General features: G+C 63.8%; 24 protein-coding genes and 1 tRNA gene. 18 read left to right on the forward strand and 7 right to left on the reverse strand.

Going from position 1 to position 26,158, the window contains the following annotated elements; translation table 11 throughout:
* The first annotated feature begins 152 nt into the window (after positions 1–152).
* Positions 153–2,174 (forward strand): YgiQ family radical SAM protein, encoded by a 2,022-nt coding sequence (locus tag YUA_RS0109120; RefSeq protein WP_027530407.1) that lies wholly within the window; start codon positions 153–155, stop codon positions 2,172–2,174.
* Positions 2,175–2,449: 275 nt separating this feature from the next.
* Here the strand turns inward: YUA_RS0109120 and YUA_RS0109130 are convergent, their stop codons facing one another.
* A complete protein-coding gene (locus YUA_RS0109130; RefSeq protein WP_027530408.1) occupies positions 2,450–3,193 on the reverse strand; it encodes an alpha/beta fold hydrolase in 744 nt (247 codons plus the stop codon).
* Between the two features lie 213 nt (positions 3,194–3,406).
* On the opposite strand from YUA_RS0109130, the gene YUA_RS0109135 reads away from it, so the two are divergent.
* From YUA_RS0109135 to YUA_RS0109145, 3 genes are all read left to right on the forward strand, one after another.
* Complete coding sequence (locus YUA_RS0109135; RefSeq protein WP_198029388.1) at positions 3,407–4,801, forward strand: NAD(P)/FAD-dependent oxidoreductase; 1,395 nt, start codon at positions 3,407–3,409, stop codon at positions 4,799–4,801.
* Positions 4,802–5,040: 239 nt separating this feature from the next.
* Positions 5,041–5,499, forward strand: a complete 459-nt coding sequence (locus YUA_RS0109140; RefSeq protein WP_027530410.1) for an Rrf2 family transcriptional regulator — start codon at positions 5,041–5,043, stop codon at positions 5,497–5,499.
* A gap of 26 nt (positions 5,500–5,525) precedes the next feature.
* Complete coding sequence (locus tag YUA_RS0109145; protein ID WP_027530411.1) at positions 5,526–6,209, forward strand: class I SAM-dependent methyltransferase; 684 nt, start codon at positions 5,526–5,528, stop codon at positions 6,207–6,209.
* A 457-nt stretch (positions 6,210–6,666) separates the two neighbouring features.
* Here the strand turns inward: YUA_RS0109145 and YUA_RS0109150 are convergent, their stop codons facing one another.
* A complete protein-coding gene (locus YUA_RS0109150) occupies positions 6,667–7,869 on the reverse strand; it encodes a hypothetical protein (RefSeq protein ID WP_156947085.1) in 1,203 nt (400 codons plus the stop codon).
* Positions 7,870–8,539: 670 nt separating this feature from the next.
* Between YUA_RS0109150 and YUA_RS43720 the strand changes: the two genes are divergently transcribed.
* From YUA_RS43720 to YUA_RS0109170, 3 genes are all read left to right on the forward strand, one after another.
* The gene (locus tag YUA_RS43720; protein WP_084292291.1) at positions 8,540–8,785 is read left to right on the forward strand and encodes a type II toxin-antitoxin system HigB family toxin; all 246 of its coding nucleotides are present in this window, start codon (positions 8,540–8,542) and stop codon (positions 8,783–8,785) included.
* Complete coding sequence (locus tag YUA_RS0109165; protein ID WP_027530414.1) at positions 8,772–9,152, forward strand: type II toxin-antitoxin system HigA family antitoxin; 381 nt, start codon at positions 8,772–8,774, stop codon at positions 9,150–9,152. Before YUA_RS43720 ends, YUA_RS0109165 begins: the two co-directional genes overlap by 14 nt.
* 133 nt (positions 9,153–9,285) lie before the next feature.
* Positions 9,286–10,308, forward strand: coding sequence for an LLM class flavin-dependent oxidoreductase (locus YUA_RS0109170; RefSeq protein ID WP_027530415.1), 1,023 nt, complete (start codon positions 9,286–9,288; stop codon positions 10,306–10,308).
* Positions 10,309–10,336: 28 nt separating this feature from the next.
* Here YUA_RS0109170 and YUA_RS0109175 read toward each other — a convergent pair whose 3' ends face one another.
* On the reverse strand, positions 10,337–10,771 hold the full coding sequence (locus YUA_RS0109175; protein WP_156947086.1) for a hypothetical protein: 435 nt from the start codon (positions 10,769–10,771) through the stop codon (positions 10,337–10,339).
* Positions 10,772–10,979: 208 nt separating this feature from the next.
* Here YUA_RS0109175 and YUA_RS0109180 point away from each other — a divergent pair, with 208 nt between their 5' ends.
* The gene (locus YUA_RS0109180; RefSeq protein ID WP_027530417.1) at positions 10,980–11,378 is read left to right on the forward strand and encodes a VOC family protein; all 399 of its coding nucleotides are present in this window, start codon (positions 10,980–10,982) and stop codon (positions 11,376–11,378) included.
* Between the two features lie 8 nt (positions 11,379–11,386).
* On the opposite strand, the gene YUA_RS0109185 is transcribed toward YUA_RS0109180, so the two are convergent.
* Both YUA_RS0109185 and YUA_RS0109190 read right to left on the reverse strand, forming a co-directional pair.
* Positions 11,387–12,706 (reverse strand): aminotransferase class V-fold PLP-dependent enzyme, encoded by a 1,320-nt coding sequence (locus YUA_RS0109185; protein ID WP_027530418.1) that lies wholly within the window; start codon positions 12,704–12,706, stop codon positions 11,387–11,389.
* 352 nt (positions 12,707–13,058) lie between these two features.
* On the reverse strand, positions 13,059–13,655 hold the full coding sequence (locus YUA_RS0109190) for a TetR/AcrR family transcriptional regulator (protein ID WP_027530419.1): 597 nt from the start codon (positions 13,653–13,655) through the stop codon (positions 13,059–13,061).
* Between the two features lie 90 nt (positions 13,656–13,745).
* Between YUA_RS0109190 and YUA_RS0109195 the strand changes: the two genes are divergently transcribed.
* From YUA_RS0109195 to YUA_RS43725, 5 genes are all read left to right on the forward strand, one after another.
* On the forward strand, positions 13,746–15,041 hold the full coding sequence (locus tag YUA_RS0109195) for an MFS transporter (RefSeq protein ID WP_027530420.1): 1,296 nt from the start codon (positions 13,746–13,748) through the stop codon (positions 15,039–15,041).
* Positions 15,042–15,392: 351 nt separating this feature from the next.
* Positions 15,393–16,970 carry a winged helix-turn-helix domain-containing tetratricopeptide repeat protein gene (locus tag YUA_RS0109205; protein WP_035970696.1) on the forward strand — a complete coding sequence of 526 codons (1,578 nt, stop codon included), beginning with the start codon at positions 15,393–15,395 and terminating at the stop codon, positions 16,968–16,970.
* A 154-nt stretch (positions 16,971–17,124) separates the two neighbouring features.
* Complete coding sequence (locus YUA_RS0109210) at positions 17,125–18,222, forward strand: glycoside hydrolase family 3 N-terminal domain-containing protein (protein WP_027530423.1); 1,098 nt, start codon at positions 17,125–17,127, stop codon at positions 18,220–18,222.
* A 44-nt stretch (positions 18,223–18,266) separates the two neighbouring features.
* Positions 18,267–18,518, forward strand: a complete 252-nt coding sequence (locus YUA_RS52525) for a hypothetical protein (protein ID WP_027530424.1) — start codon at positions 18,267–18,269, stop codon at positions 18,516–18,518.
* 6 nt (positions 18,519–18,524) lie between these two features.
* Positions 18,525–20,294 (forward strand): tetratricopeptide repeat protein, encoded by a 1,770-nt coding sequence (locus YUA_RS43725; protein WP_084292293.1) that lies wholly within the window; start codon positions 18,525–18,527, stop codon positions 20,292–20,294.
* A 56-nt stretch (positions 20,295–20,350) separates the two neighbouring features.
* Here YUA_RS43725 and YUA_RS0109225 read toward each other — a convergent pair.
* Both YUA_RS0109225 and YUA_RS0109230 read right to left on the reverse strand, forming a co-directional pair.
* Positions 20,351–20,427: transfer RNA gene (locus YUA_RS0109225), tRNA-Arg, on the reverse strand.
* Positions 20,428–20,594: 167 nt separating this feature from the next.
* The gene (locus tag YUA_RS0109230; protein WP_027530425.1) at positions 20,595–22,112 is read right to left on the reverse strand and encodes a sensor histidine kinase; all 1,518 of its coding nucleotides are present in this window, start codon (positions 22,110–22,112) and stop codon (positions 20,595–20,597) included.
* Positions 22,113–22,474: 362 nt separating this feature from the next.
* Between YUA_RS0109230 and rpmH the strand changes: the two genes are divergently transcribed.
* From rpmH to YUA_RS0109255, 5 genes are all read left to right on the forward strand, one after another.
* The gene (gene rpmH, locus YUA_RS0109235; protein WP_008542748.1) at positions 22,475–22,609 is read left to right on the forward strand and encodes a 50S ribosomal protein L34; all 135 of its coding nucleotides are present in this window, start codon (positions 22,475–22,477) and stop codon (positions 22,607–22,609) included.
* A 26-nt stretch (positions 22,610–22,635) separates the two neighbouring features.
* Positions 22,636–23,028, forward strand: a complete 393-nt coding sequence (gene rnpA, locus YUA_RS0109240; RefSeq protein WP_027530426.1) for a ribonuclease P protein component — start codon at positions 22,636–22,638, stop codon at positions 23,026–23,028.
* A 16-nt stretch (positions 23,029–23,044) separates the two neighbouring features.
* Positions 23,045–24,892 (forward strand): membrane protein insertase YidC, encoded by a 1,848-nt coding sequence (gene yidC / locus YUA_RS0109245; protein ID WP_027530427.1) that lies wholly within the window; start codon positions 23,045–23,047, stop codon positions 24,890–24,892.
* A 159-nt stretch (positions 24,893–25,051) separates the two neighbouring features.
* The gene (gene yihA, locus YUA_RS0109250; RefSeq protein WP_027530428.1) at positions 25,052–25,705 is read left to right on the forward strand and encodes a ribosome biogenesis GTP-binding protein YihA/YsxC; all 654 of its coding nucleotides are present in this window, start codon (positions 25,052–25,054) and stop codon (positions 25,703–25,705) included.
* The gene (locus YUA_RS0109255) at positions 25,705–26,061 is read left to right on the forward strand and encodes a DUF423 domain-containing protein (RefSeq protein WP_035970699.1); all 357 of its coding nucleotides are present in this window, start codon (positions 25,705–25,707) and stop codon (positions 26,059–26,061) included. Before yihA ends, YUA_RS0109255 begins: the two co-directional genes overlap by 1 nt.
* Positions 26,062–26,158 lie beyond the last annotated feature (97 nt).

The raw sequence follows: 26,158 nt of genomic DNA on the forward strand, positions 1-26,158 counted from the left end.
AAAATGTTCGCGAAGGCAGATGGTTCCTCACTCGACAGGGATGCGCTGTCGGCCTCGACGCCCGCCCCGCCCGGTTTGCCGCCTGCGGAACCTTAATCTTTCACGTGTCCGTCGGTTGTATTCGGTAGCCCGGGGCCCTATGCCTGTGCGCCATGGACACCCAGATCATCACCGCCGAAAAGCCCCTGATGGCCCAGGCGCGCCCGCGCAAGCCGGCGCCGTTCCTCCCGATGAGCCGCGCCGAGATGGACGCGCTCGGCTGGGATGCCTGCGACATCGTGCTGGTGACGGGGGATGCCTATGTCGACCATCCGAGTTTTGGCATGGCGATCATCGGCCGGCTGTTGGAGGCGCAAGGTTTCCGCGTCGGCATCATCTCGCAGCCCGATTGGCAGTCGGCCGAGCCATTCAAGGTGCTGGGCAAGCCGAAAGTGTTCTTCGGCGTCACTGGCGGCAACATGGACTCCATGGTGAACCGCTACACCGCGGATCGCCGCCTGCGCCATGACGACGCCTATACGGCCGGTGGCGAGGGCGGCAAGCGGCCCGACCGCTGCACCGTCGTCTACGCCCAGCGCTGCCGCGAGGCGTTCAAGGATGTACCGATCGTGCTCGGCGGCATCGAGGCCTCGCTGCGCCGGATCGCGCATTACGATTACTGGTCCGACAAGGTGCGCCGCTCGGTGCTGGCTGACGCCAAGGCCGACCTGCTGCTCTACGGCAACGCCGAGCGCGCCGTCGTCGAGGTGGCCAACCGCATCGCCGCCGGCGAAGCGCCGCGCGAACTGAACGACATCAGGGGCGTCGCGCTGTTCCGCCGCGTGCCGGAGGACTATGCGGAGCTGCACGCCGACGATCTCGATTCCGCCGACGAAGGCGCAACGCGCCAGAAGGGCGCGACCGTGATCCGGCTGCCGGCGCTGGAGCAGGTCGAGCAGGACCGCGAAGCCTATGCGCGCGCCTCACGCGTGCTGCATCGTGAGAGCAATCCCGGCAACGCACGGCCTCTGGTGCAGCGGCACGGCGACCGCGATCTCTGGCTCAACCCGCCGCCGATTCCGCTGACGTCGGATGAGATGGACGCGGTCTACGATTTGCCCTACGCCCGCGCGCCGCATCCGTCCTACGGCGACGCGAAGATCCCGGCCTGGGATATGATCAAATTCTCGGTGACGATCATGCGCGGCTGCTTTGGCGGCTGCACCTTCTGCTCGATCACCGAGCACGAAGGCCGCATCATCCAGAACCGCTCGGAAGGATCGATCCTGCGCGAGATCGAAAAGATCCGCGACAAGACGCCGGGCTTCACCGGCGTGATCTCCGACATCGGCGGCCCCACCGCCAACATGTACCGGATGGCGTGCAAGGACCCGAAGGTCGAGGCCGCGTGCCGCCGCCCGTCCTGCGTCTTCCCCGAGATCTGCCCGAACCTCAACACCTCGCATGACGATCTGATCAGGCTCTATCGCAAGGTGCGCGAGACCAAGGGCATCAAGAAGGTGATGGTCGCCTCGGGCGTGCGCTACGACCTCGCGGTCGAGAGCCCCGAATACATCAAGGAGCTCGTCACCCATCACGTCGGCGGCTACCTCAAGATCGCCCCTGAGCATACCGAGCGCGGCCCGCTCGACAAGATGATGAAGCCCGGCATCGGCGCCTACGACAAGTTCAAGCGAATGTTCGATGAAGCGGCCGAACAGGCCGGCAAGAAATACTATCTGATCCCATACTTCATCGCGGCGCATCCGGGCACGACCGACGAGGACATGATGAACCTCGCGCTCTGGCTCAAGAAGAACCGCTACCGCGCCGATCAGGTTCAGACCTTCCTGCCCTCGCCGATGGCCACCGCCACGGCGATGTACCACACCGGCGTCAATCCGCTGCGCGGCGTGCGCCGCGGCGGCAGCGACAAGGTCGAGGCGATCAAGGGCCTGCGCCAGCGCCGCCTGCACAAGGCGTTCCTGCGCTATCACGACCCCGACAATTGGCCGGTGCTGCGCGAAGCGCTGAAGGAGATGGGCCGCGCCGATCTGATCGGCTCGCGCCCGGACCAGCTCGTGCCTGCGCACCAGCCCCCCGGCACCGGCAAGGCCGCCGGCACCAAGCGTCCGCTGCGCCCCGGCGGCAAGACGCAGAAGTTCACGACCAAGGGTCTGAGGGTGATGAAGTAGCGGGCGAACGCCTGCCTTCTAAGACAAATATCGAAAACAACCCCATGCACAGTAGGCAGGGATAGCGAAATCAAGGCCTTAAAGCGCAACGAGATTGGAGCAATCGTCATTGCGCCTGAGCTCGTCATCCGAGCACGCCATTTCCGAAAAACCGAAAATCGCTTGACCTGTCGGGCAAAACAGGAGCATGATGTCACCATCGCGGCATGCGGGATCAAGCGACGTCATCGACTTTTGGTCCGTTCGCCGGATGACTGCCTCAACGAGAACAGCATTCAACTCAAGCTCACCACGAACGCGTTGATCGCGTCTGCCGCCTGTTTCGGTTGCTGGCACATCCACCAGTGACCTGCATTCAAGATGGCGACCTTTGCGCCCGCTCGTTCGGCGGACCGGCGCGCCAACTTCTCCCCGCCACAATATCCATCCTCGGTAGCAATGACGGCGAGGCCCGGCTTCGCAGCGGCATTGTGCAATCCACGTCCAAGATCGCGCATGACGGGCTGAGCGGCCGATCGGTACAGGGTCAGGATGGCCCGGCCCAGTCCCTCATTTGCCCCCGCGACCACGCGAGCCGCGATCGCCGGCGTCATGCCGAGACTCATGAAACGCTCGATACGCGATTCGCCAGACACGCTCGCCATCTCGGCAAGCGCCTGTTCACCAACCTGCTCCGTCTGCCAGACCTGCGCGAGGTCATGCCAGACGTAATCACGATCGAAGCATCCCAGAATGTCGCTGCTCCACGACCGGATCAGGTCCGGACGCTCCATCGCAATTCGCACGACATGGCCGCCGCCCCAATCGTGGCCTATCAAATCGATAGGTTGCGGAAGTCTGGTCAATTCCCCGGCCAGCCAGTCCCGATAACCGTCGGTGGTGCACGCGAACCCCGCAGGAATCGGCGAGCCGAACCCAGGAGGCGACAAGCGAACGACCTCGCCACTGCGAAGATGTGGCACGAGATCGTCCCATATTGCCGCGGTCTCGGGGTTTCCGTGAACAAGAACAATCGTCATCGAACACATCCCTTCTTTGAAAATGGGACCCGGGCGGCGCGCGAAGCTTTGAGACGCACCTTATCGGCTCGACATACCCAGGGATAGCCGGCCGGTGCTTTCCAAACGGACAGGCCGGTCGGGGCGTCCCTGCGGCGAGTTCGTCTCCCGATGACGCGGCCCCGATTGACATTGTTGGGAAGGTGCATCAACCTCAGAGCATATTGTCGACATTTGTCCGGCCGCACGAAGGCACGGGCGCACCGCTTATTTTTAATGGAGATTGCAATGTCCAGTTTGTTGGGCACGCACGCCATTGTCATTGGAGCAGGCATCGGCGGCCTCGCGACGGCAAAACTGCTGTCGTCCTATTTCGCAAAAGTCACAGTGCTGGAACGCGATGCGCTTCCCGATCGCGCCGAGCCGCGAGTGGGTACGCCGCATTGCCGGCAGGCCCATGTTCTGCTCAAGGCGGGGCTCCAGGAGCTCCTCAATTTGTATCCCGAGCTGGAGCGCGAGCTCGAGCTTGCAGGCGCCGTTCGGGCCAGGACCGCCGTCGACATCCTGATCGAGACGCCAGGGATCGATCCATGGCCACAGCGGGATTTTGGATTTGATACCTTGTGCATGACGAGGCCTCTGCTCGAGTTCGTCGTGCGGTCCATGACTACAAAGGAAGCCAACATCGATCTGCAACCGCAGTGCCGGGTCACGAAGCTTCGACTCTCCGCCGATCAGCGCGTCACCGGGTTGACTTATGAGCAGGCCGGCGCTGCCAGAGAGATCACCGCGGAGCTCATTGTCGATGCGTCCTCGCGCGGCAACATGACGCTGGAGACGCTCGATGCCTGCGGTATTCCCCGTCCGGATGAAATGGACATCGGCGTCGACATTGCCTACGGAACGGGCCTATTCCGGCTTTCAGAGAATGCGTCGCGCTCTTGGCGCGGCGTCATTCATCGGCCAGCCGCAGCAAGCGGTCGCGGCGGTTTCGTTTTCCCGTGCGAGAACGAGAGCTGGCAGGTGACCCTGAACGGAATGCACGGCGATGGTCCGCCTGAAGACCTGCCCGGGTTTATCGCCTTTGCCAAGACGTTCCGCACCTCGACCATCTACGGCGCGCTCAATGAGGCGACCCCGCTCGGGGTCATTCACCGCTTTGCCTTTCCCAGCAGCCGGCGTCGACGCTTCGAGGCGCTGACCGCCTTCCCACATGGACTCCTTCCGATCGGCGATGTCATCTGCCGGTTCAATCCAGCGTTCGGACAGGGGATGACAGTGGCCGCGCAGGAGATAGGTGTCCTCCGGCGGCTGCTCGACGAGCAGGTCGGCGCGACCGCTCCCCTCGAGGGTTTGGCATCCGCATTTTTCAAAGCCATCCAGAATGTTCTGGCCGCACCATGGTCGTTGGCAGAGAGCGATTTCATGTACGAAAAGACCCGCGGTGCGCGCCCTGCGGACTTCGCGCAGCGCATGCAATTCAGCGGCGCCCTGATGCGTGTCGCCGCCCAGGATGCGCGCGTGCATCGTTTGCTGACCGAGGTCAATCATCTGATGGCATCTCCGACCTTGCTGCGAGATCCAGAGATCGTCCGCAAGGTGAGCGCACAAATGGCCGCTTCCACCTGAGTGCCAGGGGACCGGGCACCGCTGCCGTCAGGTTCACGGCGTCGGGTGAGGCGCTGGGTGTGACTGAGGGGTGGGGAGCAGGCTGTTGCGGCAATCGAGAAGAAGGCTGCCGCTGCGGAGCAGTGACCGGCTGTTGATCGCCGCCCCGAGGGCGATCGGCACAACTAGATCGACGATCTGATATTTCGGCACGGGCCGAAATCAATTGACCTCGGCACTCATGAAACATATAAAGTTACATGAGGCGAGATTCCCGACTATCCGGCGTGCTGCACGTCCTGCTGCACATGGCGCCGCAGCCTGGCCCATTCACATCCGAGACTTTGGCGAAAGCGATGGACACCAATCCCGTGGTGATCCGGCGCATCATGGCGGGCCTGCGGGAGCTCGGTTACGTCCGCTCCGAGAAGGGGCACGGCGGCGGCTGGACGCTGGCTTGCGACCTGTCGAAGGTAACGCTGCGCGACGTCTACGCCGCGCTCGGAAGTCCCTCGTTGCTCGCCATCGGCAACCGGACCGAGGCGCCCGGCTGCCTGGTCGAGCAGGCCGTCAATGCCGCACTCGATCAGGCCTTTCGCGATGCCGAGGCGCTGCTGCTGTCGCGTCTCGGCGAGGTGACGCTGGCGATGCTCGGCGGCGATCTGCGCAAGCGGCTGGGATCCCGCAATGTCCGCGACATCAACGCGCATCACGCGTGACTGGCTTCCTTCGGCAGGGCAACATCATGACCGACATTCAAACCATGTTCTCCGATCCGCAAGCCGTGGCGAAATACACGGAAGGCCCGCCCCGCTTCGTTCCCGGCTACAATGCCATGCTGTCCATGGCCGCGATCCTCCTGGCCGAGCGGGCGCCCGAGAACGCGCAGGTGCTCGTCCTCGGCGCGGGCGGCGGCCTGGAGCTGAAGGCGTTTGCAGAAGCGCATCAGGGCTGGAGCTTCGATGGCGTGGACCCGTCCGCGGCAATGCTGGGGCTCGCCAGGAAAACCCTCGGATCGTGCGCGCCCCGCGCGCGTCTTCATCAGGGCTACATTGACGATGCGCCGGACGGACCGTTCGACGGCGCCACCTGCCTGTTGACCCTGCATTTCGTCGACGTCGCGGAACGGCGTCGCATCGCCTCGGAAGTCCGGCGCCGCCTGAAGCCGCGCGCCCCCTTCGTGGTCGCCCATTTGAGCGCCCCCAATGGCGACCACGAGCGTCCGCTATGGCTGTCGCGATACTCCGCCTTCCTGGCCGCCTCCGGCGTCGAGCCCGACAAGGCGGCTGCCGCGCGGGACGCCGTCACCAACCACCTGGAGATTCTCGCCCCCGCCCAGGATGAAGCGATTTTCCGCGAGGCTGGCTTCTCCGATCCAACGCTATTCTATACCGGCTTCGCCTTCCGCGGCTGGGTTGCTTACGCCTGAGGCGTCACGGCTTCATCAACACGGCCGGACACCAGGGCGTGCACTCATGAAGCGGACAGTCCGCGAAGCAGGCCCTCCGTTCTGCCTTTGAAACCGGACAGGGCCAATTCGCCTTTGCGAGTCAGCAAGGGCCCAGAAGCGGAAATCCCAAGAATGAGGATAATGCGCCGCCGGCGGGACGGGCTCGGCGGCCGCTGATGAGAGATAGATCTTGAACTTGCGGGTTTCCGAGGAAGATTGCGTTAGATTAGCCAGCGCTGCGAAACCTATGAGTTTTGCACCACTCGCGCAGATGAATAAAATGTGGCCTTGATCGCTAAATGGCGCGGTTTTTTGGTTGCTAAGTGGCATCCATGAGCATGGCACAGCGGAAATTTTTGAGCGATGGTTGCGCGTCCGGACTCGATCCTATGCGGACCTTGCGGGGGTCGCGAAGGCCAAGATCACGCGGTAGGCTTTAGCGAGACAGGCCCCATCGAGCCCGCTCGAAAATATCCGCCGGCGGCATGACTTCGGAAAGCTCGACTGGGCGTCGCTGCAATTCGACCACGGTCCAGTCTTCGGCATTGGGCGCGCGACCGCCAATTTCCTCTTCTTTCAGGACAATGCCGTCAGCCGTGCGCCATTCGGTGCGTATGCGCTCGCTCCTCATGTCCGTCGTGATCTTGCACTCTTGTCCCAGCAATGTCCCGAGTTTGACGATGACGTCCTTTTGCTCAGCGACACTTCCGGCGACGCTCCACGAGTCCTCCGACCATATCTGAGGTTCGCTGATCGACAGGCTCTCGAACGCGCCCTGCACCGTGGCGCGGAACCGGAGCGCGGCATGGTTTCGTTCGTTTACGATTTCGATAATCCAAGCGCCATTGGCGAATTTCGTGTCCGTTCTTAACCACGGAATATGTCGCTTTCTGTACCTAACGCCGGCACCGTAGTAGTCATAGCGGCCATCCATTCTCGCGACGAAATCCGGTTCAGTTTCAGCTTCCAACGAGGGCATTGGCGCGGCAAAAGCCGTAAAGTTCCTCCAATCAAACAATTCCGCAGGTGGCGACGTCTCGTCCTCGGGGACCGCCGTGCGTGTCAAACTCGTTAGCCACCACTGAGGCGGCTGCCTGATTCCGCTGTCTTCGGCCGCCCAGCCATGCGCCATCCGAATGCCGTCGTGCGTGATGCAGTCGCGGAGGGACATACTCCTTCCTCCGATGGGGTCCGCGGGGCTAACAAGATCCCAAATCGTGCAGGTCTCGCCGAGATAAGTCTCCAGTTTCCCAGTCTTTACACTTTTCGGCCGCGTCCAATCGGGGACAACCTCCTGTTTGATTTCGAACCGATCGTAGCGGTCGCCGTCCAGCGCGCGCGTGAACCAGACATGACGTCCCGGGCCCTCAAAATAGCTGCTTCGTTCGCCATCAACCCGTAGCCATCCACTATGATGGCGCAGATTCACCTGCCGCGTGGGCGGTCCGCTGTACTCTCTTGTCGCTACGTAATCGGGAACGTTATTTACCACATGGCCCTCCTCTTGCGCTTGCCCCGAAGACGCGGCGAGGAAAGCCGTCATCACCAGAATGGCGTAAATGTGAGCTTTCCGCCCTAAGCGACCGGACTCGCTTAGTTGTCCTGATTTTTTGCCAAGTCCGGAATACCGATCGATCACAACGTTTGATCCTCGACGCAGCCAAGCCGCCGAAACTCCTCAAAAAAGAAACGATAACCGAGAGTGCTCGTCGCCTCGTTTAGGGTCTCCACCGGGGCGATCGGATGGATGTAGGCAATCCGGTAGGGCTTTCCCGGTTGCTGGGCTGGCGCAGACGCTGGCCATGCTACAGCCGATGCGCACCGACGAGCGCCATGAACTCGCGTCGCTTCATTGTCTATCCGGCCCCCGATACTCTCAACCTGAGCGTAAGCGGTTTTTCGGTGCAGGTCCAAGGGATCGGATGTCCGAGATGGGTCAAAATGCGAAGAACCCAACCTGAGCAAATGTGGCTATCCCTTGCTAAGCGGACGTGAGCCGAGCGTGCGGAGCCTCCCGACCCGGCGGTCGTGCGCGACATTTTTGGATTGACGCTCGGGGAAGCAAGGATCGCGTCCCTCGTTTCCTCTAGCGTTGCTCCGAAAGAGGCTGCGGAGCGTCTCGGCATTGCCGAGGATACGGCACGTAACATCCTGAAGCGGGTCTTTGCGAAGCTCGACGTTTCGCGGCAAAGCGAACTCGCGGCGCTGCTCGGGCGGCTGGTTTTGCGATGATCTCGGATCACGTGGTGACGTGCAACCGCATTGGTCGCGTCCAAACGTTCTCGTCACCATGATTACCGCCTGCGGAGATGGGGGTTGCGCTTGATGCGTGGTTCGATGAAGTCAAAAAGCGCGGTGCTGCGGATATCAAGCGCAGCTATGCGACCGCCAGCATCATCTCGGCCGACCGGGTTGTGTTCAACATCAAGGGCAACGACTATCGGCTGGTCGTCGCCATCGATTTCGAGAAAAGCATCGTGTGGATCAAATGGATCGGCACGCACCGGGACTATGACAAGATCGATGTAAGAGAGGTTCGACATGGCGGCGACTGAGATCAAGCCGATCCGGACGAAGCGCGATTATGAAGCTGCGCTCAAGGAGGTGGAGCGCCTCTGGGGCGCAAAGTCTGGCACACCTGAGGGCGACCGGCTGGACGTGCTTGCGACGCTCATCGATGTCTACGAGGCCGAGCATTATCCAATGGACCCACCCGATCCTATCGAGGCCATCAAGTTTCGCATGGAGCAGCAGGGGCTGACGCGTCGAGACCTGGAAGAGATTATCGGGACCCGGACCCGGATTGCCGAGGTTCTGAATCGAAAGAGGGGGCTATCAATCACGATGATCCGCCGACTTCACGAGCGTCTTGGCATCTCCGCAGACGTTCTGATCCGACCGAGCCGAAAAAAGGCGGCCTGACGGAGACGTTGACCCGTCGGGCAAAACAGGCGCAGGATGACATCATCGGGGCACGCAGGCTTTCCCGGCCGCATCGTCCGTCTCACCTGAATGTCAGAAGACGAACCTCTCCCCACCATCCATAGATGACCCCATGAAGAAAATCGGATTCCTCTCCTTCGGACACTGGACACCCTCGCCGCAGTCGCAGACGCGCTCGGCTGGCGACACGCTGCTGCAATCGATCGAGCTGGCCGTCGCGGCGGAACAGCTCGGGTTGGACGGCGCGTATTTCCGCGTGCATCATTTCGCGCGCCAGCTCGCCTCGCCCTTTCCGCTGCTCGCCGCGGTCGGCGCCAGGACCAGCACCATCGAGATCGGCACGGCCGTGATCGACATGCGCTACGAGAACCCGCTCTACATGCTGGAAGACGCCGGCTCCGCCGATCTCATCGCCGGCGGACGGCTCCAGCTCGGCATCAGCCGCGGCTCGCCCGAGCAGGTGATCGATGGCTGGCGCTATTTCGGTTACCGGCCGGCCGAGGGCCAGAGTGACGCCGACATGGGCCGGCGCCACGCGGAAGTCTTCCTCGACCTGCTGCGGGGCGAGGGTTTTGCCGAGCCCAATCCGCAGCCGATGTTTCCCAACCCGCCCGGCCTGCTGCGCCTGGAGCCGCATGCCGCGGGTCTGCGTGAGCGGATCTGGTGGGGCGCCGGCTCAAACGCCACCGCGGTATGGGCGGCAAAACTCGGTATGAATTTGCAAAGCTCGACGCTGAAGAACGACGAGACCGGCGAGGCTTTTCACGTGCAGCAGGCCGCGCAAATCCGTAGCTATCGCGCGGCGTGGAAGGAAGCAGGCCACACCCGCGAGCCGCGCGTCTCCGTCAGCCGCAGCATTTTTGCGCTGATCGACGACCGCGACCGCGCCTATTTCGGCGGCGAGCGCGGAGGCGAGGACCAGATCGGCTTCATCGACCCGCGCACGCGGGCGATCTTCGGGCGCTCCTATGCCGCCGAGCCGGATGCGCTGATCGAGCAGTTGCGTCAGGACGAGGCGATCGCCGAGGCCGATACGCTGTTGCTGACGATTCCGAACCAGCTCGGTGTCGACTACTGCGCACATGCGATCGAGGCGATCTTGAAGCACGTCGCGCCGGCGCTTGGCTGGCGGTGAGGGGCTATCCGCCAACTGACTGCGCAAGTCAGGACTTACTGGCTCTGATTTTCTCGAGCCAGGCCGCTAAACGGGGGTGCCTCGCATATCGGTCCTCGAGGCCTGCCAATTCCTGCTGAAACACCGGCATCGAAAGCAGCCTTTCGATATCGGGCTCCCTGATCTTCCAGAGCGCGGGCGGAAAGAAGCCGTGGACTTTGAGCTCATAGAGCTCGAAGATCGAGTGGATGATCTCATGCACGGCCCGGCGCTCTTCCGCGCTTATCTCGATGTCGCCAGCGGCTCCTCGTTCGAGGAATGCCGAGACTGGAAGGCGGCGCCGCAGGTCCGAGACCCGATCGGAGTATCGAAGGAAGATGTCAGCACCCAGACGCCGATTGTTGGTGTGTAGCGCTGCGTAGATCGCAACACTGCCGACGATGACCGTCCCGAGCGTCATGAACCTGAGAATGTGGTCGAGCACGCGTCTGTCTCCTTGCGCTGGGCGCCAGAGTGACAGAAATAGCCCAGACCGCGGGCCGATAAAACGGGTCGGCTGAGGCTTCCGGACGGTCAAGAGCGTTAATTGGGCCAGCATTATTGTGGCGACGTCAGTCGCGCGACCGTGGGCCGATGTCGTGCTATCCTCGTCTTCCTGACGGCGAACCTGCCGCCATTCGCCGGATTGCGCGATGAATCAGCATCTGTCCCTCATCAGTCTCGTGGTCGCGGACTATGACGAAGCGATCGCCTTCTTCACGGGCGCTCTGAACTTCGAGCTTTGCGAAGACACGCCGCTCGGCGGCGGCAAGCGCTGGGTGGTCGTGCGACCGCCGGGCAGTTCAGGCTGCGGCCTGCTGCTGGCGAAGGCGGACGGTCTGGTTCAAGCGGCACGCATCGGCGACCAGACCGGAGGGCGCGTCTTCCTGTTCCTGGAGACTGATGATTTCGAGCGCGATCATGCGCGCATGATCGCCGCCGGCGTCCGCTTCGTTCGGCCGCCACGGCAGGAGGCCTATGGCATCGTGGCGGTGTTCGAGGATCTCTGTGGCAACCGCTGGGATCTGGTCCAATCAGTCAAGCGCAGTTGACGCCGCCCTCACCCCGTCTTCGTCCCGGTGATGACAGCCAGCGCCTCGACGAGCCAGTCGAGATCGGCCTCGTTGGTGAAGAGTGCCGGAGTCACGCGGATGCACTGGCCCTTGGCGACGCCGGCCCGGCGCACCGTCATGATTTTGTGGCTGTCGCGGAGCTTCGCCACGATGGCGTCGTTGTCGGCCTTGCTGGTTTTGCCGGCGAGACGGAAGGACGTGATCGCGCCATATGAGCCGGCTTCATCCGGCGTCAGGATCTCGATGTCCTTGAATCCGCGGGCGCGGCTCACCCAGGAGTCGCGCAGATGGCGCAGCCGCGCCTGCTTTGCCGCTGCGCCGATCTGCTGATGCAGCGCCACGGCGGTGGGCACCGTCAGCACCGTGGCGAAATTAACCGTGCCGGTGTGCACCCGCGAACGGATATCGGTTTCCGCAAAATCCTCGTCGCCCATGTCGCGGTCGATGTCGGCGAGGCGGTCCTTCCTGATGTAGAGGAAGCCCACGCCGAGCGGCGCGCCGATCCATTTGTGCAGGTTGAAACCGACGAAATCGGATTCGAGCTCGCCCACGCGGAAGTCGATCTGTCCCCAGGAATGCGCGGCGTCAACGATAGTGTCGATGCCCTTGGCCTTCGCCATGCGGGCGATCTCGGCGACCGGCATGACGAGCCCGGTGCGATGGCTGACATGGGTCAGCAGGAGCAGTCTGGTCTTCGGGTTCGCCTCGATGGCGCGGGCATAGGCGTCGAGCACGACCTGGCGGGTGGCGGGCTCGGGCACGTCGAACTTGACCACGTCGACGCCACGGCGCGCCTTGAGCGCGTTCATCGCATACTGCATCGAATCGTAGTCGAGATCGGCATAGAGCACGCCGTCGCCGGGCTTCAGCCTGTTGTAGCCGCCGATGAGGAGCTGCAGCGCTTCGGTCGCGCCGCGGGTGAGCGCGATCTCGTCGAGCGCGGCGCCGACCGCCTCCGCCACCTTGGCGCGCACGGCCTCGAAGTCGGCGCCCGCGCGCTGCCGCGCGTAATAGGTGTTCTGATAATTGATCATGTCGGACTGGCGGATGAACTCGCGCCGCACGGGCTCAGGCATGATGCCCCAATAGCCGTTCTCGAAATTGGCGACATCAGGCGTCACGGAATAGAGCCCCTTCACAGCCGTCCAATAGGCCTTGTCGGTGGCGATTGCGGCCGCCGTTCCGGTCGGCTGCGCCGGCAAGCCATCGGCGGCCATGGCCGGCGCCGCCAGCGACGTGACAGCCGCGGCCGCGAGGCCCTTCAGGATCGAGCGGCGGTCGGACGAAATTGTCTCAGTCAGATGCATGTCAGCCACTCCGATGCGCGACGAAGGGAGCCGCAATCAATAGAGCGCGAATGACAAGGCGGTGACAGTTCGATGATGCGTCTTGTGCGAAGAAGCAAACTCCACGGCCAGCGCTGATGCGCGGGATCACCGGCTCACCTAGGGCTATCGCATATCACGGTTGGAGATCGCCGGAAGAGCTGGGCCTGCATGGTTCGAGACGCCCGCTTAAGCGGGCTCCTCACCATGAGGGTCTAATATCTCGCCGCAAAACGTGACCTCATCCTGAGGGCCCGCCGGAGGCGGGCGTCTCGAAGGATGGCCGCAGGCGAGCTTCATGCCACACGTTCGCTTACGAGATAGCCACGCCCCCTCATCCCGCCTTCACGCTCGCGTCGATCAGCAGCTTCGCCGCGGCAAGCGCCGACTGCGCCGGGCCGTCTTCGGACTGCTGGCCGGTGACATAGATGCCTTCGATCAGCAGCAGCAGCGCATCGCCGATCACATTCGGCTGGCGCGCGCCCATGCCAGCTGCGAGTTCGCGCAGGCGCTTGCGGAAGACCTTCTTGTGCGCTTCGGCGACCTGGCGGGCGGGATTGTCGCGTGACGGATATTCCACTGCGGCGTTGCTGAGGCCGCAGCCGCGATAGCCTTTGGCGACAGCGCGCGACGCGAGCTGGCTGATATAGGCGAGCACATGATCGCGCGCATTGCCGTAGGTCTTGCCGCCGGGGCGCTCGAAATTTTCCCAGAAGCTCAGATCGTAATCGCGCAAATAGGCGGCGGCGAGATCGTCCTTCGAGGCAAAGCTGCGATAGAGGCTGGGCTTTGTCACGCCGGCGCGGTCCACCACCTCGTCGACGCCGACGGCACGGATGCCCTCGCGGTAGAACAGCTCGCTCGCGGACGCGCGAATCCGGTCGGCGGCCCGGAGCGGGGCGGCGGCAGGCGTTTCGGCTTTTTTTGTCATCTGGCTTCGTCCGACCTTCGGCATTGCGCTTGACAATGTTACTGACCGGTACGTATTAGTACCGCATCGCAATACGTACCGGTAAGTAATATGCCCCCAGCTTCGGTTCAATCCTCCCCCGTGTCCCGGCGGCCGTTCGGCCCGAACTATGCCTTCGTGGTCGTCGCCGTGATCTTCCTGGCGCTGCTGGCGTCCGCAGGCCTGCGCGCGACGCCGGGCGTGCTGATGCTGCCCCTGCAAAAGACTTTCGGCTGGGACGTCAGCGTAGTCTCGTCGTCGGCCGCGGTCGGTATCTTCCTTTACGGCCTCGCGGGCCCGTTCGCCGCGGCCGTGATGCAGCGCTTCGGCATCCGCCGCACCGTGCTCGGCGCGCTGGCGCTGATGTCGGCATCGACGGCTGCGAGCTACTTCATGACCGCGCCGTGGCAATTGTTCCTGACCTGGGGATTGCTCTCGGGCATCGGCTCGGGCGCGGTCGCCAACGTGCTCGGCGCCACCATCGTCAATCGCTGGTTCACCACCAATCGCGGCCTCATCATGGGACTGCTGACGGCGAGCACCGCTACCGGCACGCTCATCTTCATGCCGGGCCTTGCCGCGCTGGTCGAATGGGGCGGCTGGAAGCCGGTGGTGCTGACGGTGGCCGCGTGCTGCGCGGCGCTTATACCGCTGGTGTATCTCCTCGTGCCCGAGCGGCCTGCGTCGATCGGCCTGCGCTCCTACGGCAGTCCGCATGAGGATCAGCCCGCGGCGCCAGCGCAGGGCAATCCGTTCGTCGCCGCGATCAGCAACCTCGTGCGCGCGGCCAAGGCGCCGACTTTCTGGTTCCTGTTCGCGACCTTCTTCATCTGCGGCTTCACCACCAACGGCCTCGTCGGCACCCATCTGATCGCGTTCTGCGGCGACCACGGCATCTTCGAGGTGCAGGCCGCAGGCCTGCTGGCGCTGATGGGGTTCTTCGACCTGTTCGGCACCACGCTGTCGGGCTGGCTCACCGACCGCTTCGATCCGCGCAAGCTCTTGTTCTTCTACTACGGCCTGCGCGGCCTGTCGCTGATCTACCTGCCCTACTCGGATTTCTCGTTTGTCAGCCTGTCGGTGTTCGCGGTGTTCTACGGCCTCGACTGGATCGCGACCGTGCCGCCGACCGTGCGCATCGCCAATGAGGCGTTCGGCGACAAGAACGCGCCCTTGATCTTCGGCTGGGTGGTCGCCGGCCATCAGTTAGGGGCCGCCTGCGCCGCTTTCTTCGCCGGCTTCATGCGCTCGTCGCAAGGCGATTATCTGCAAGCTTTCATGATCGCAGGCGCGACCGGCATCGTCGCCGCCGTGCTGTCCTTGATGATCGGCCGGCGGCCGGTGCAGCCTGCGCTCGCTGCGGCGTAAGCTCACGCCTCATCATCTACCGTTCGTCAGCCCTGGGATTTGCGGTCATGCCATCGCAGCCGCCGCTGCCGTCCTGACGCGCGAGCATGAATCTGACGCGACACATCCGCCTTTCGCCAAGCGGCTCGCCAATCTCGGCTATGCTGATGTTCCCGAGATCGACGAAGTCGGCACTTCCGCCATCGACCAGCTTCTCTCGTGGGATGCGGCAAAAGACATCCCTGCCCGTTTCGACGCGGAATGGCGAAAGAAGGCGCAAGCCTGGGTCACTGTCGGCAGGTGAGCGCCGTCACCACTGATACTTCACGACGCTCTTGCCGGCATGGCTGCTCGTGACGTAAGCAACGCGCCATGGCCACGAGCTACATCATCGGTCCGTTCCGGCTTGATGCAGACGCTGCGATCCTGTTTCGCGGCAGCGCGCCCGTCGCGCTTGGCCAGCGCGCCATCGCCGTGCTGCGCGTGCTCGTGGAACGGGCCGGGGCCCCGGTGTCCAAGGATGCGCTGATCAAATCGGCCTGGGCCGGCCTGATCGTCGAGGAGAGCAATCTGCCGGTGCAGATCGCGGCGCTGCGCCGGGTGCTCGGCGAAGAGCCGGGCGGTGAGCGCTGGATCGAGACGATGCCGAAATACGGCTATCGGTTCACAGGTCCGGTGAGCGAGGCTGCGCGGCAGACCGCGCCATCGCCGATATTTGGCGCGGGAGCGGAAGCGCCGCCGCTTCCGGCCCAGCCGGCGGTCGCCGTGCTGCCGTTCCAGAACATGAGCGGCGATCCCGAACAGGAATATTTCGCCGACGGCGTCGTCGAGGAGATCATCACGACGCTGTCGCGCTTCCGCTCGCTGTTCGTGATCGCGCGCAATTCCAGCTTCACCTACAAGGGCCGCGCCGTCGATATCAAGCAAGTCGGCCGCGAGCTCGGCGTCGGCTTCGTGCTCGAGGGCAGCGTGCGCCACTCGGTCGACCGCGTGCGCATCACGGCCCAGCTCATCGATGCCTCGACCGGCGCACATCTGTGGGCGGACCGGTTCGACGGCCCACTTGCGGATATCTTCGATTTGCAAGACCAGGTCGCGCGGCAGGTGGTGGGACTGCTGGTGCCGAAGCTCGAGCACTCCGCGATCGAGCGCGCCAAGCGCAAGCCGACGGAGAGCCTGGGCGCCTACGAATATTATCTGCGCGGCACCGCCGCGATCTACCGCTTCACCATTCGCGAGGCCAATATCGAGGCCCTGCAGATGTTCAGGCGCGCGATCGAGCTCGATCCGGACTTCGCCTCCGCCTATGGCATGGCGGCCTATTGCTACGTCAAGGACAGGACCAATCGCTGGCCGACGGACGATCTCGCGCGCGACATCGCCGAGACCGACCGGCTCGCCCGTCATGCGATCCGTCTCGGCAGCGACGACGCGCTGGCGCTGGCGACGAGTGCGGGCGCGCTCGCCTACGTCGTCCGCGATCTCGACGCCGGTGCGGCGTGCATCGACCAGGCGCTCCAGGTCAATCCCAACATGATGTGGGCGTCCTATTTCGCCGGCTTCATCAAGAGCTGGCTTGGCGAGCCTGAGGCGGCGGTGGGGCATCTGGCCTATGCGATGCGGCTCAGCCCCGTCGATCCCTTGATGCCGTTGATGCAGGCGGCGATGGCGCATGCGCACTTCTTCGCGGGACGTTATGGCGAGGCCTCATCCTGGGCGAATACGGCCCTGCGGGGCACACCCAGGCTGCTGCCGGCCCTGCGCATTGGCGCGGCCGCCGATGCCTTCGCCGGAGAGCTCGACGCAGCTCAGAAGGCGGTGGCCCGGTTGCTCGAGATCAACCCCCATGAGCGCGTGTCCAACCTCGAAGCGATCTACGGACCCTACCGGCGGCCGGACGATGCCTGGCGCTACGGTGAAGGGCTACGGCGGGCGGGCCTGCCGCAGTGACCGGCGGCGGGATTTGATTATTGATTCCGTTGATGAAATTTGAAATATTGCGACGACGAAGCGGGCGGATCGAAGGCTCGTGCAGGGGCTGACTATTCGCGTTGCGTCCAGCTCCATCTCAATCAACCGAAACGACCTGTGGCGGCGCTGGCGGATGAGCGATTCCCTTCTTTCAACGGTCGGTGACCATTTCTTCCTTGGCCTGCGGCCGACGAGCGTCCTCGATGACCGCGACCGTGCGCTGCTGCGGGATCTCCGGCCGGCCGGCGTCATTCTCTACAAGAGCAATTTCCGCCACGATCTGCCGTATCGGGAGTGGCTGTCGATCCACCGCGATCTGATCGCCGCGATCCGCGACGCCTCGCAGCGCGACAAGCAATTCATCGCCATCGATCATGAAGGCGGACGCGTGTGCCGCACGCCGCCGCCGATCACGCGCTTTTCCTATGCAGCGCGATGGGCTGCCACCGCCGAGCAGGTCGGCGACGCCATGGGCGTCGAGCTCGCCTCGCTCGGCTGCAATCTGAATTTTGCGCCGGTGCTCGACATTCACAGCAACCCCGCCAATCCCGTGATCGGGGAGCGCGCCTTCGGCCGCTCGGCTGACGACGTCATCAAGTCGATGCTGCCGTTCACGAAGGCGATGGAACGCCGCGGTGTCCGGGCCTGCGGCAAGCATTTCCCGGGGCATGGCGACACGCAGGTCGATTCGCACCACGAATTGCCGGTGCTGGATCTCGACCTCGACCAGATCAAGGCGCGCGAGCTGCTGCCCTTTGCCGCCGCGATCGAGGGCGGCATCGAGATGATGATGACGTCGCATATCCTGTTCCGGAAACTCGACGCCAACGATCCCGTCACGCTGTCGCGCGCGATCATGCACGGACTGTTGCGCGAGGCGATGAATTTCCGCGGCGTGATCGTGTCCGACGACGTCGGCATGCGTGCAATGGCGGGCCGGTTCGATGCACCGGATTCCGGCGCACGCTTCATGGAAGCCGGCAACGACATGTTGATGATCTGCTCGCATCTGACCGACACCGAACGCGCCCGCGGCCTCGCCCAGTCGATCATCAACGGCGTGGACCAGGGTAAGCTCGATCCGGCGGTGCTGAAGGCATCAAGCCAGCGCGTCCACGCGATGCTGGACAGCACCGCGCAAAACGCGGTCTCGGAGCTATCAGGCGAGGTGCTTGCCCGCCATCGCGCCGCCGGCACCCAGTTCGAGGCGGCGACCGTCGAAGTCGTATAGGGGGCCTGCATCCTGCTGGTCGGCATGGTGATGAAGAACGCCCCATGATGGTCGACTATGCCCTCGACGCGGAGCGGCATCGCGGCCTCAACGCCCGCGACGCCATCCTGCTCGCAGCACGGCTGCGGGCGCGGCCGATCACGATGACGACACCCGGTCATCCCGGAGAGGCCGCAACCTTCGCGCAAGCTCCCCCTGTTGAAGTCGAATCAACCGCGACGCCAAAGAGGCGGGGTTGCGCCCGTCAGAAGCCGCTGCCGCCACTGAGGTGGACGTTCGCCATGAACGGGACTTGAGCAGCGATGAGCACACCAGCCGCCTTCTGTGAGGCGGGCCTTGCGCATTTCAGGGACGGGCGGCATCTCGACGCGCGTGCTTGCTGCCAGCAGGCCCTCGGACTCGATGCGGAGCACACGGACGCTCAGCATCTCATGGGGCTGCTGTTTCTCCACGCCAGGCAATACAACGATGCCCTGCAGTGGATCGTCCGCGCGATCCAGCGCGCACCGAAGCCCGAATATCTGGCGAGCTTCGCGACGGTGCTGCAGCAATATGGGCGTTGCGACGAAGCACTCAGCGTCCTCGACCAGGCTATACAGCTGCGGCCTGACGACGCCGAGCTATGGCGGCAGCGTGGTGACATCTTCATTCAGCTTGCGCGCCTCGATCAAGCCCTGCTGAGCTTTCAACACGCGCTCGAGCTCAATCCACATCATCACGACGCCCTGTATAAGAGCGGGGCTCTGCTCCACAAGCTCGGGCGGAACGAGGAGGCTATTGCAGCTCTTGATCTCAGCGACAGCCTGTTCCCGAACCACGCCCCCACGCTGCGGACTCGCGCATGGGTTCTCTACTGCCTGAAACGGTTCGAGGAATCCGCGACCGACGGCAGGCGGGCGCACCAGCTCGATCCTGACAATGCCGAGATCTGCAACAATCTGGGCCTTTCATTGCGGCGGCTCGGCAGGAATGAAGAGGCGCTGGCATGGTTCGACAGGGCCATCGAGATCCAACCGCGCTTCGTGGACGCTCTCGACAACAGACTGGTCGCGCTCTTCCACCTTCATCGCTTCGACGAGGTCTTCGCGCTGTCCGATCGCATGAAGTCGCTCGGACTGAGCAGTACGGTGACCGAGTGGAATGTGTCTCTGGTGCATCTCCTGACAGGCAATCTCGAAGCCGGCTGGCTCGGGCACCAGACTCGTTTGAAACTGCCTTCGGCAAGACACCCTCAGTTTCAACGACCGATGTGGCTCGGTGATGAAAGCATCGCGGGAAAGACGATCCTTGTCGCTGCGGACGAGGGCTTAGGCGACACCATTCACTTTGTCCGCTACGTCCCCATGCTGGCGGAGCGCGGAGCACGCGTTATTCTCGTCGTTCAAGACCCGTTGCATCGGCTGATGTCGACGCTGAGTGGTGCATCATTGTGCATTCCGAGGTCGGCTATGGGCGCGCTGCCGGCTTTCGATTTGCACTGCCCGATATCCAGCCTTCCGCTCGCCTTCAAGACCCGCCTCGATACGATCCCGTCGGAACCGTATCTGCCCGCCCCGCCAGACAGCCTGGTTGAGGCCTGGGAGGATCGTCTGGGCTCTCGAACCAGGCTTCGGGTCGGCCTGGTCTGGTCCGGCGATCCATTCCACGTGAATGACGAGACGCGCTCGATTCCACTGCGAACGCTGTCCCGCATCCTCGACGTCGACGCCACCTATGTCAGCCTGCAGAAGGCCCCGCGCCCGCATGATGCGACCGTGCTGCGGGAGAGAAACGACATTGTCGACCTGACTGCAGATCTCACCGACTTCGCCGACACCGCCGCCTTGATCGCTTGTCTGGATCTCGTGATCACCGTCGATACCAGCGTTGCCCATCTCGCCGGCGCCCTTGGCCGTCCAACCTGGATCCTGCTGCCATGGACGCCTGACTACCGCTGGCTGCTCGATCGCGCGGACAGCCCCTGGTATCCGAGCGTACGGCTGTTCCGGCAGACCGAGACGCGTGAATTCGAGAGTGTGCTTGACCGCGTGCGGGACGAATTGCGGGCGCTGAGCACCGCAGTCGGACACTGAGGTCCGCGGCGAATGACGCGCAGCGCCTGCAAAATGTTTGCACTCGTGTACCGAAATGGCGCGCCCGGAACGATTCGAACGTCCGACCCTCAGATTCGTAGTCTGATGCTCTATCCAGCTGAGCTACGGGCGCGTGTTTCGCAAACAGCGATGCGGGCTAGGCCCGCGCGCAGCCTCCGGACAGCGCCGAAGGGGTGCGAAAGAGCGCTCTGACTAACCGCTCCTGTCCCGATTGGCAAGGTCCGAGATGGGGAGATTTTGCACGGAAATGACGGTTTTTGCGTCGGCCTCTGACCTGACCTACGCCCGCGCCCGTTCGTTGCGGATGGAGAGGAGTTCCACGGGGCGGTCGGGGATGACGATCCGGAAGGTGGCGCCGATGGTACCCTCGACCAGGTGGATGTCGCCGCCATGGGCGCGGACGAGCTCGGCGGCAATGGCCAGACCCAGCCCGCTGCCGCCGGGGCGGCCCGAGGTCTGGAATGCCTCGAACAGATGCTCCCGGGTCCTCTCGGGCACGCCGGGGCCGGTATCGGAGACCTCCAGGATGGCGACCGCGCCTTCGCGCTTGCCGGTGATCCGGATCTGTTGCGGGCCGCCGTCGCCGGAGGCATGGCTCTCCAGCGCCTGGGCGGCGTTGCGCACGAGGTTGAGCAGCACGCGGAACAGCTGGTCGGGATCGGCGTCGACCGCGAGCCCACGCTCGATCGCGGCGACCCAGGCAATCGAGACGTCGTTGGCAAGACCCGCGGTCTCGCGCACCTCCAGCACGACCGGCTCGATCAGCATCATGCGGCGGTCGGGCGCGGCCTCCTGGGCACGGCCGTAGGACAGCGTCGACTGGCAGAAGGCGATGGCGCGCTCGAGCGAGCGCACGAGCTTTGGCGCAAAACGCTGCACGCGCGGATCGGGCACGCTGGCAAGCTGGTCCGACAACAGCTGCGCGGAGGCCAGCAGATTGCGCAGATCATGGTTGATCTTGGAGACGGCAAGGCCCAGCGCGGCGAGCCGGCTCTTCTGATGCAACATCGACATCAGGTCGCGCTGCATGTCCGACAATTCGCGCTCGGCGACGCCGATTTCGTCGCTGCGCTGGCTCGGCACAATGATGCGCGCCGAGCTTTCGGGATTTTCGTGGAAACCGACCAGGCTCGCGGTCAACCGCCGCATCGGCCGCACGAAGAGATAATGGAGCGCGAGATAGACGAGGCCCGCGGTCAAAACGCCGATGATCAGCGCGACCACGACGACATTGCGGGAGAAGCGGTACATCGACTGCCGCAGCGGCAGATCATCGGTCACGATCTCGATGAACTGGGCGTTGCCGACGCCGGGGCCGACGATGCGGATCGGCTGGTTGCCGGTCTCCAGCATCATCTGGAACGAGCCGGTGATGGCCTGCCACACCGTCATGTCGCGCAGGTCGATGTCGTGCTCGATCGTAGCAGGCAGATTGTCGCTGGCGAGCAGGCGACGCTGCTGGCCCATCTTGATCGCGACCGCACGAGCATTGATGCTTTTCAGGATCTCACGCGACAGCGAATCCGGCACCATGCCGAGCGGCGCCGCATCGAGCACCAGCGCCGCGGTGTTGGCCGCCGCGACGCGGTCGTTGAGCCGGTTGACCCAGAAGTTGGCGATCGCAGGCACGTAGAGCAGGATGGCCGCGATCATCACCAGGGGGACGGTCAGCAGCAACAGTTTGCCGGACAGGCCAAGCCCGCCCGGCCCGCGAGACCGCGTCACCGGCTGGTCCGCCGGCCGATCCGTATCTCGATCCAGATTTTGGATCGGCTGCTGGAGGTCTGTCGCTACCACGAAATTCGCCCCTGCTGGCTTTCTGATAGAGCTCGACTGATGGAGGATGCGACCCGCCCCGAGGGGTGGTCAAATTACGGATCGCTAATCTGCCAAGGTCGGATGTAGGCGCAGATATCGCTAATCGCCACCTCAAGGGTTAAAAACCCCAAGGAAACAGTGATATTCACCGGAACTGCGCGGTCCTGCGGCGTTGACGAAAACAAGACGCTCGCATATAAGCCGCGCAAATTGTCCGCGATGACCCGGTGCGACACCGGGAGCGGCTCTTCTGGGGCCGGAAACGGCCCATTTTGGGCCGCATCTTCCGGACTTTATCATCAATTCTACAGGCAAATTGCCCGGTCAGCGGAGAAAAACCCGTGAAGCGGACTTATCAACCCAGCAAACTGGTGCGCAAGCGCCGCCATGGCTTCCGGGCCCGTCTCGCGACCGCCGGCGGTCGCAAGGTTCTGGCTGCCCGCCGCGCCCGCGGCCGCAAGCGTCTGAGCGCCTGAGCGGACCCCCTTTTTGGGATTTCATCATGGATCGGCTGAGGCAGCGAGCGGATTTCCTCGCCGTTGCCAATGGCGCGCGGGTGAATAGTCCCGCGTTCGTCCTGCAAAGCCGCAGCCGCGACGACAGCGGCCCGATCCGGATCGGCTTCACCGTTACCAAAAAGAACGGCAACGCCCCCCAGCGCAATCGCATCCGGCGCCGGCTTCGCGAATTGGTGAAGCGGCTCGATCCGGTATCGATGCACCCCCATCATGATTACGTGCTGGTCGGCCGCAGGGACGCGCTTTCGCGCGACTTCACGACCATGCTCGACGATCTGCGCATAGCGTTCACGAAGCCCGCGCGGCATACGGACAAGGGACAGGCAAGGGGACGCGGGCCGAGGCCCGGCCCAGCCGCCAGCCGCAAACCGGATTGATGACGAGACCATAGTGATGACTGACAATCGCAATACCATCCTCGCCGTCATTCTCTCCGGCCTGGTGCTGATCGCCTGGCAATATTTCTACAACGTGCCGGCGATGGAGAAACAGCGCGCCCAGCAGCAGGCGCAGGCCGAGCTCCAGAAGACCGCGCCGCAGCCGACGGCGTCCGCGACGCCGGGCGCCACACCGCAGTCCGGCGGCGCGCCTGCGCCCACCACCGCGCCGGGCGCGAACCAGCAGGTCCAGCCGACCGTCAGCCGCGACGCCGCGATTGCCGCCAGCCCGCGCGTGAAGATCGACACCCCGCGGCTCGCCGGCAGCATCTCGCTCAAGGGCGGCCGCATCGACGACCTCGCGCTGCTGCAATTCCGCGAGACGGTCGACCCGAAGTCGCCGCCGATCATTCTCTATTCGCCTTCCGGCACGGCGGAGCCCTATTACGCCGAGTTCGGCTGGGTGGCGGCAACGGGCGTGACGGCGAAGATGCCTGACGCCCAGACCGTCTGGCAGCAGGAGGGCAGCGGCAGCCTGACGCCGACCACGCCGGCGGTGCTGAAGTGGGATAATGGCGAGGGCCTCACCTTCCGCCGCACCATCGCGGTCGACGACCACTATCTCTTCACCATCAAGGACGACGTGAGCAATGTCGGCAACGCGCCGGTCACGCTCTATCCGTTCGCGCTGATCTCGCGCCATGGCACGCCGCAAGTGTCGGGCTATTACATCCTGCATGAAGGCCTGATCGGCTATCTCGATGGCTTGCAGGAATATGCCTACAAGAAGATCGACGAGGCCAAGACGGTGAATTTCAAGGCCACCAATGGCTGGCTCGGCATGACCGACAAATACTGGGCCTCGGCGCTGCTGCCCGACACCAGCGCGCAGCTCCAGGCGAAGTTCTCCTCGAACCTCGTCGGCAACGTCCATACCTACCAGACCGACTATCTGCTCGACCCCGTCACCGTCGCGATCGGCGGCACGGCGACCGCGAACGCGCGGCTGTTCGCCGGTGCCAAGGAGGCCGGCGTCGTCGGCGTGTTCCCGTTCGCAGGGCTCGGCGGCTACAACAAGGAGCTCGGGCTGAACCATTTCGATCTCTTGATCGATTGGGGCTGGTTCTACTTCATCACCAAGCCGATGTTCCTCGGTCTCGACTTCTTCTACCGCTTCTTCGGCAATTTCGGCATCTCGATCCTGCTCGTGACCGTGATCGTGAAGCTCTTGTTCTTCCCGCTGGCGAACAAGTCCTACGCCTCGATGGCGAAGATGAAGTCGGTCCAGCCGCAGCTTCAGGCGTTGAAGGAGCGCTATCCCGACGACAAGGTGAAGCAGCAGCAGGAGATGATGGAGATCTACCGCAAGGAGAAGATCAATCCGGTCGCCGGCTGTCTTCCCGTGGTGATCCAGATCCCGGTGTTCTTCTCGCTCTACAAGGTGCTGTTCGTCACCATCGAGATGCGGCACGCACCGTTCTTCGGCTGGATCAAGGACCTCTCGGCGCCCGATCCGACCAATCTGTTCACGCTGTTCGGGCTGATCCCGTTCGATCCGACCACGCTGCCGCTGTTCGGCCACTACCTCGCGCTCGGCATCTGGCCGATCATCATGGGCATCACGATGTGGTTCCAGATGAAGCTGAACCCGACGCCGCCGGATCCGACCCAGCAGATCATCTTCAACTGGATGCCGCTGATCTTCACCTTCATGCTGGCGGGCTTCCCGGCGGGCCTCGTGATCTACTGGGCCTGGAACAACACGCTCTCGGTGCTCCAGCAGAGCTTCATCATGCGCCGCAACGGCGTGAAGGTGGAGCTGTTCGACAATCTCAAGGCGACGTTCGCAAGGAAGGCGACGTAGCTTTTCTGGCAGGCGCCCGCCAATGTGATGCGGGCACAATGCTTCCAAGTCGTCATGCCCGGGCTTGTCCCGGGCATCCACGTTTTGGAAGCTTGCTCCGTGGCAAGACGTGGATGGCCGGGACGAGCCCGGCCATGACAAAAAGGATAGAGCCTTCGCATGACCGACGACAAAGATGCGAAGCTGATCGAAGCCGGGCGAAAGCTGTTCACCCGCGACTGGCAGTTCATCTGGGCCTCGCCCTCGATCCAAACGCTGCCGCCGATGGCGGGGCTGGAGATCGCCTTTGCGGGCCGCTCCAATGTCGGCAAGTCGAGCTTGATCAACGCGCTCACCGGCCGCAACGCGCTGGCGCGCACCTCGCATACGCCGGGCCGCACCCAGGAGCTGATCTTCTTCGAGGTCCCGGGCAAGACAGACCTGCGCCTCGTCGACATGCCCGGCTACGGCTACGCCAAGGCGCCGAAGAGCCAGGTCGCGTCCTGGACCGAGCTGATCCACAAATTCCTGCTCGGACGCGCCTCGCTCGCGCGCGTCTACGTGCTGATCGATGCACGGCACGGCTTGAAGGAGGTCGATCTCGAAGTCCTCAAGACGCTCGACCGTTCGGCCGTCAGCTACCAGGTCGTGCTGACCAAGGCTGATCAGGTGAAGGCGACCGAACTCCAGTCCTGCATCGCTGAGACCGAAGCCGCGCTCGCCAAGCATCCGGCCGCGTTCCCCAACGTGATCGCGACCTCGTCGCGCAGCTCGACCGGCATGGCCGAACTGCGCGCCGCGATGGCAAAGCTGCTGGAAGAGCGGACCAAGTGATGGCTCGCCTGCTGATCGGGCTTGCCGGCTTGATGGGCGCCGCCGGCGTCGCGCTGGCCGCCGCCTCCGCCCATGGCGCTGACGCCAGCCGGCTTGCCTCGGCAAGCGCCATGCTGCTGTTTCATGCAACTGCCATATTGGCCTCTGTCGCCCTGCTCGCGCGCGGCCTTCTGCATGGCGGAATTGGCCTGATTGCCGCGTTCGGCTTCGTGATCGGCGCCGCGCTGTTCGCGGGCGACCTCACTGTGCGGCAATATGCCGGCCATTCGCTGTTTCCGTTCGCGGCACCGACCGGCGGAACGACGATGATTTTGAGCTGGCTGGCGGTGACGCTGGCGGCGGCAGTGAAGAAATGACGCTTCATCTTACCCTCCCCTGGAGGGGGAGGGTCGCTACGCATGCAGCGAAGCGAAATGCGTAGCGGGGTGGGGTGATCTCTCCACCCGGGCACTA

The sequence above is a fragment of the Bradyrhizobium sp. WSM3983 genome (assembly GCF_000473045.1).
Classification (GTDB): Bacteria; Pseudomonadota; Alphaproteobacteria; order Rhizobiales; family Xanthobacteraceae; genus Bradyrhizobium.

What these genes read in the sequence shown, in the direction of transcription:
- YUA_RS0109255 (WP_035970699.1), top strand. Translation starts at nt 25,705, where the DNA reads ATGGCTCGCCTGCTGATCGGGCTTGCCGGCTTGATGGGCGCCGCCGGC.
- YUA_RS0109140 (WP_027530410.1), top strand. Translation starts at nt 5,041, where the DNA reads ATGAGGCGAGATTCCCGACTATCCGGCGTGCTGCACGTCCTGCTGCAC.
- YUA_RS0109195 (WP_027530420.1), top strand. Translation starts at nt 13,746, where the DNA reads ATGCCCCCAGCTTCGGTTCAATCCTCCCCCGTGTCCCGGCGGCCGTTC.
- rnpA (WP_027530426.1), top strand. Translation starts at nt 22,636, where the DNA reads ATGGATCGGCTGAGGCAGCGAGCGGATTTCCTCGCCGTTGCCAATGGC.
- YUA_RS0109185 (WP_027530418.1), bottom strand. Translation starts at nt 12,706, where the DNA reads ATGCATCTGACTGAGACAATTTCGTCCGACCGCCGCTCGATCCTGAAG.
- YUA_RS0109180 (WP_027530417.1), top strand. Translation starts at nt 10,980, where the DNA reads ATGAATCAGCATCTGTCCCTCATCAGTCTCGTGGTCGCGGACTATGAC.
- yihA (WP_027530428.1), top strand. Translation starts at nt 25,052, where the DNA reads ATGACCGACGACAAAGATGCGAAGCTGATCGAAGCCGGGCGAAAGCTG.
- YUA_RS0109145 (WP_027530411.1), top strand. Translation starts at nt 5,526, where the DNA reads ATGACCGACATTCAAACCATGTTCTCCGATCCGCAAGCCGTGGCGAAA.
- YUA_RS0109120 (WP_027530407.1), top strand. Translation starts at nt 153, where the DNA reads ATGGACACCCAGATCATCACCGCCGAAAAGCCCCTGATGGCCCAGGCG.
- YUA_RS0109205 (WP_035970696.1), top strand. Translation starts at nt 15,393, where the DNA reads ATGGCCACGAGCTACATCATCGGTCCGTTCCGGCTTGATGCAGACGCT.
- YUA_RS0109130 (WP_027530408.1), bottom strand. Translation starts at nt 3,193, where the DNA reads ATGACGATTGTTCTTGTTCACGGAAACCCCGAGACCGCGGCAATATGG.
- YUA_RS43720 (WP_084292291.1), top strand. Translation starts at nt 8,540, where the DNA reads ATGGGGGTTGCGCTTGATGCGTGGTTCGATGAAGTCAAAAAGCGCGGT.
- YUA_RS0109165 (WP_027530414.1), top strand. Translation starts at nt 8,772, where the DNA reads ATGGCGGCGACTGAGATCAAGCCGATCCGGACGAAGCGCGATTATGAA.
- yidC (WP_027530427.1), top strand. Translation starts at nt 23,045, where the DNA reads ATGACTGACAATCGCAATACCATCCTCGCCGTCATTCTCTCCGGCCTG.
- YUA_RS0109210 (WP_027530423.1), top strand. Translation starts at nt 17,125, where the DNA reads ATGAGCGATTCCCTTCTTTCAACGGTCGGTGACCATTTCTTCCTTGGC.
- YUA_RS52525 (WP_027530424.1), top strand. Translation starts at nt 18,267, where the DNA reads ATGATGGTCGACTATGCCCTCGACGCGGAGCGGCATCGCGGCCTCAAC.
- YUA_RS0109190 (WP_027530419.1), bottom strand. Translation starts at nt 13,655, where the DNA reads ATGACAAAAAAAGCCGAAACGCCTGCCGCCGCCCCGCTCCGGGCCGCC.
- YUA_RS0109170 (WP_027530415.1), top strand. Translation starts at nt 9,286, where the DNA reads ATGAAGAAAATCGGATTCCTCTCCTTCGGACACTGGACACCCTCGCCG.
- YUA_RS43725 (WP_084292293.1), top strand. Translation starts at nt 18,525, where the DNA reads ATGAGCACACCAGCCGCCTTCTGTGAGGCGGGCCTTGCGCATTTCAGG.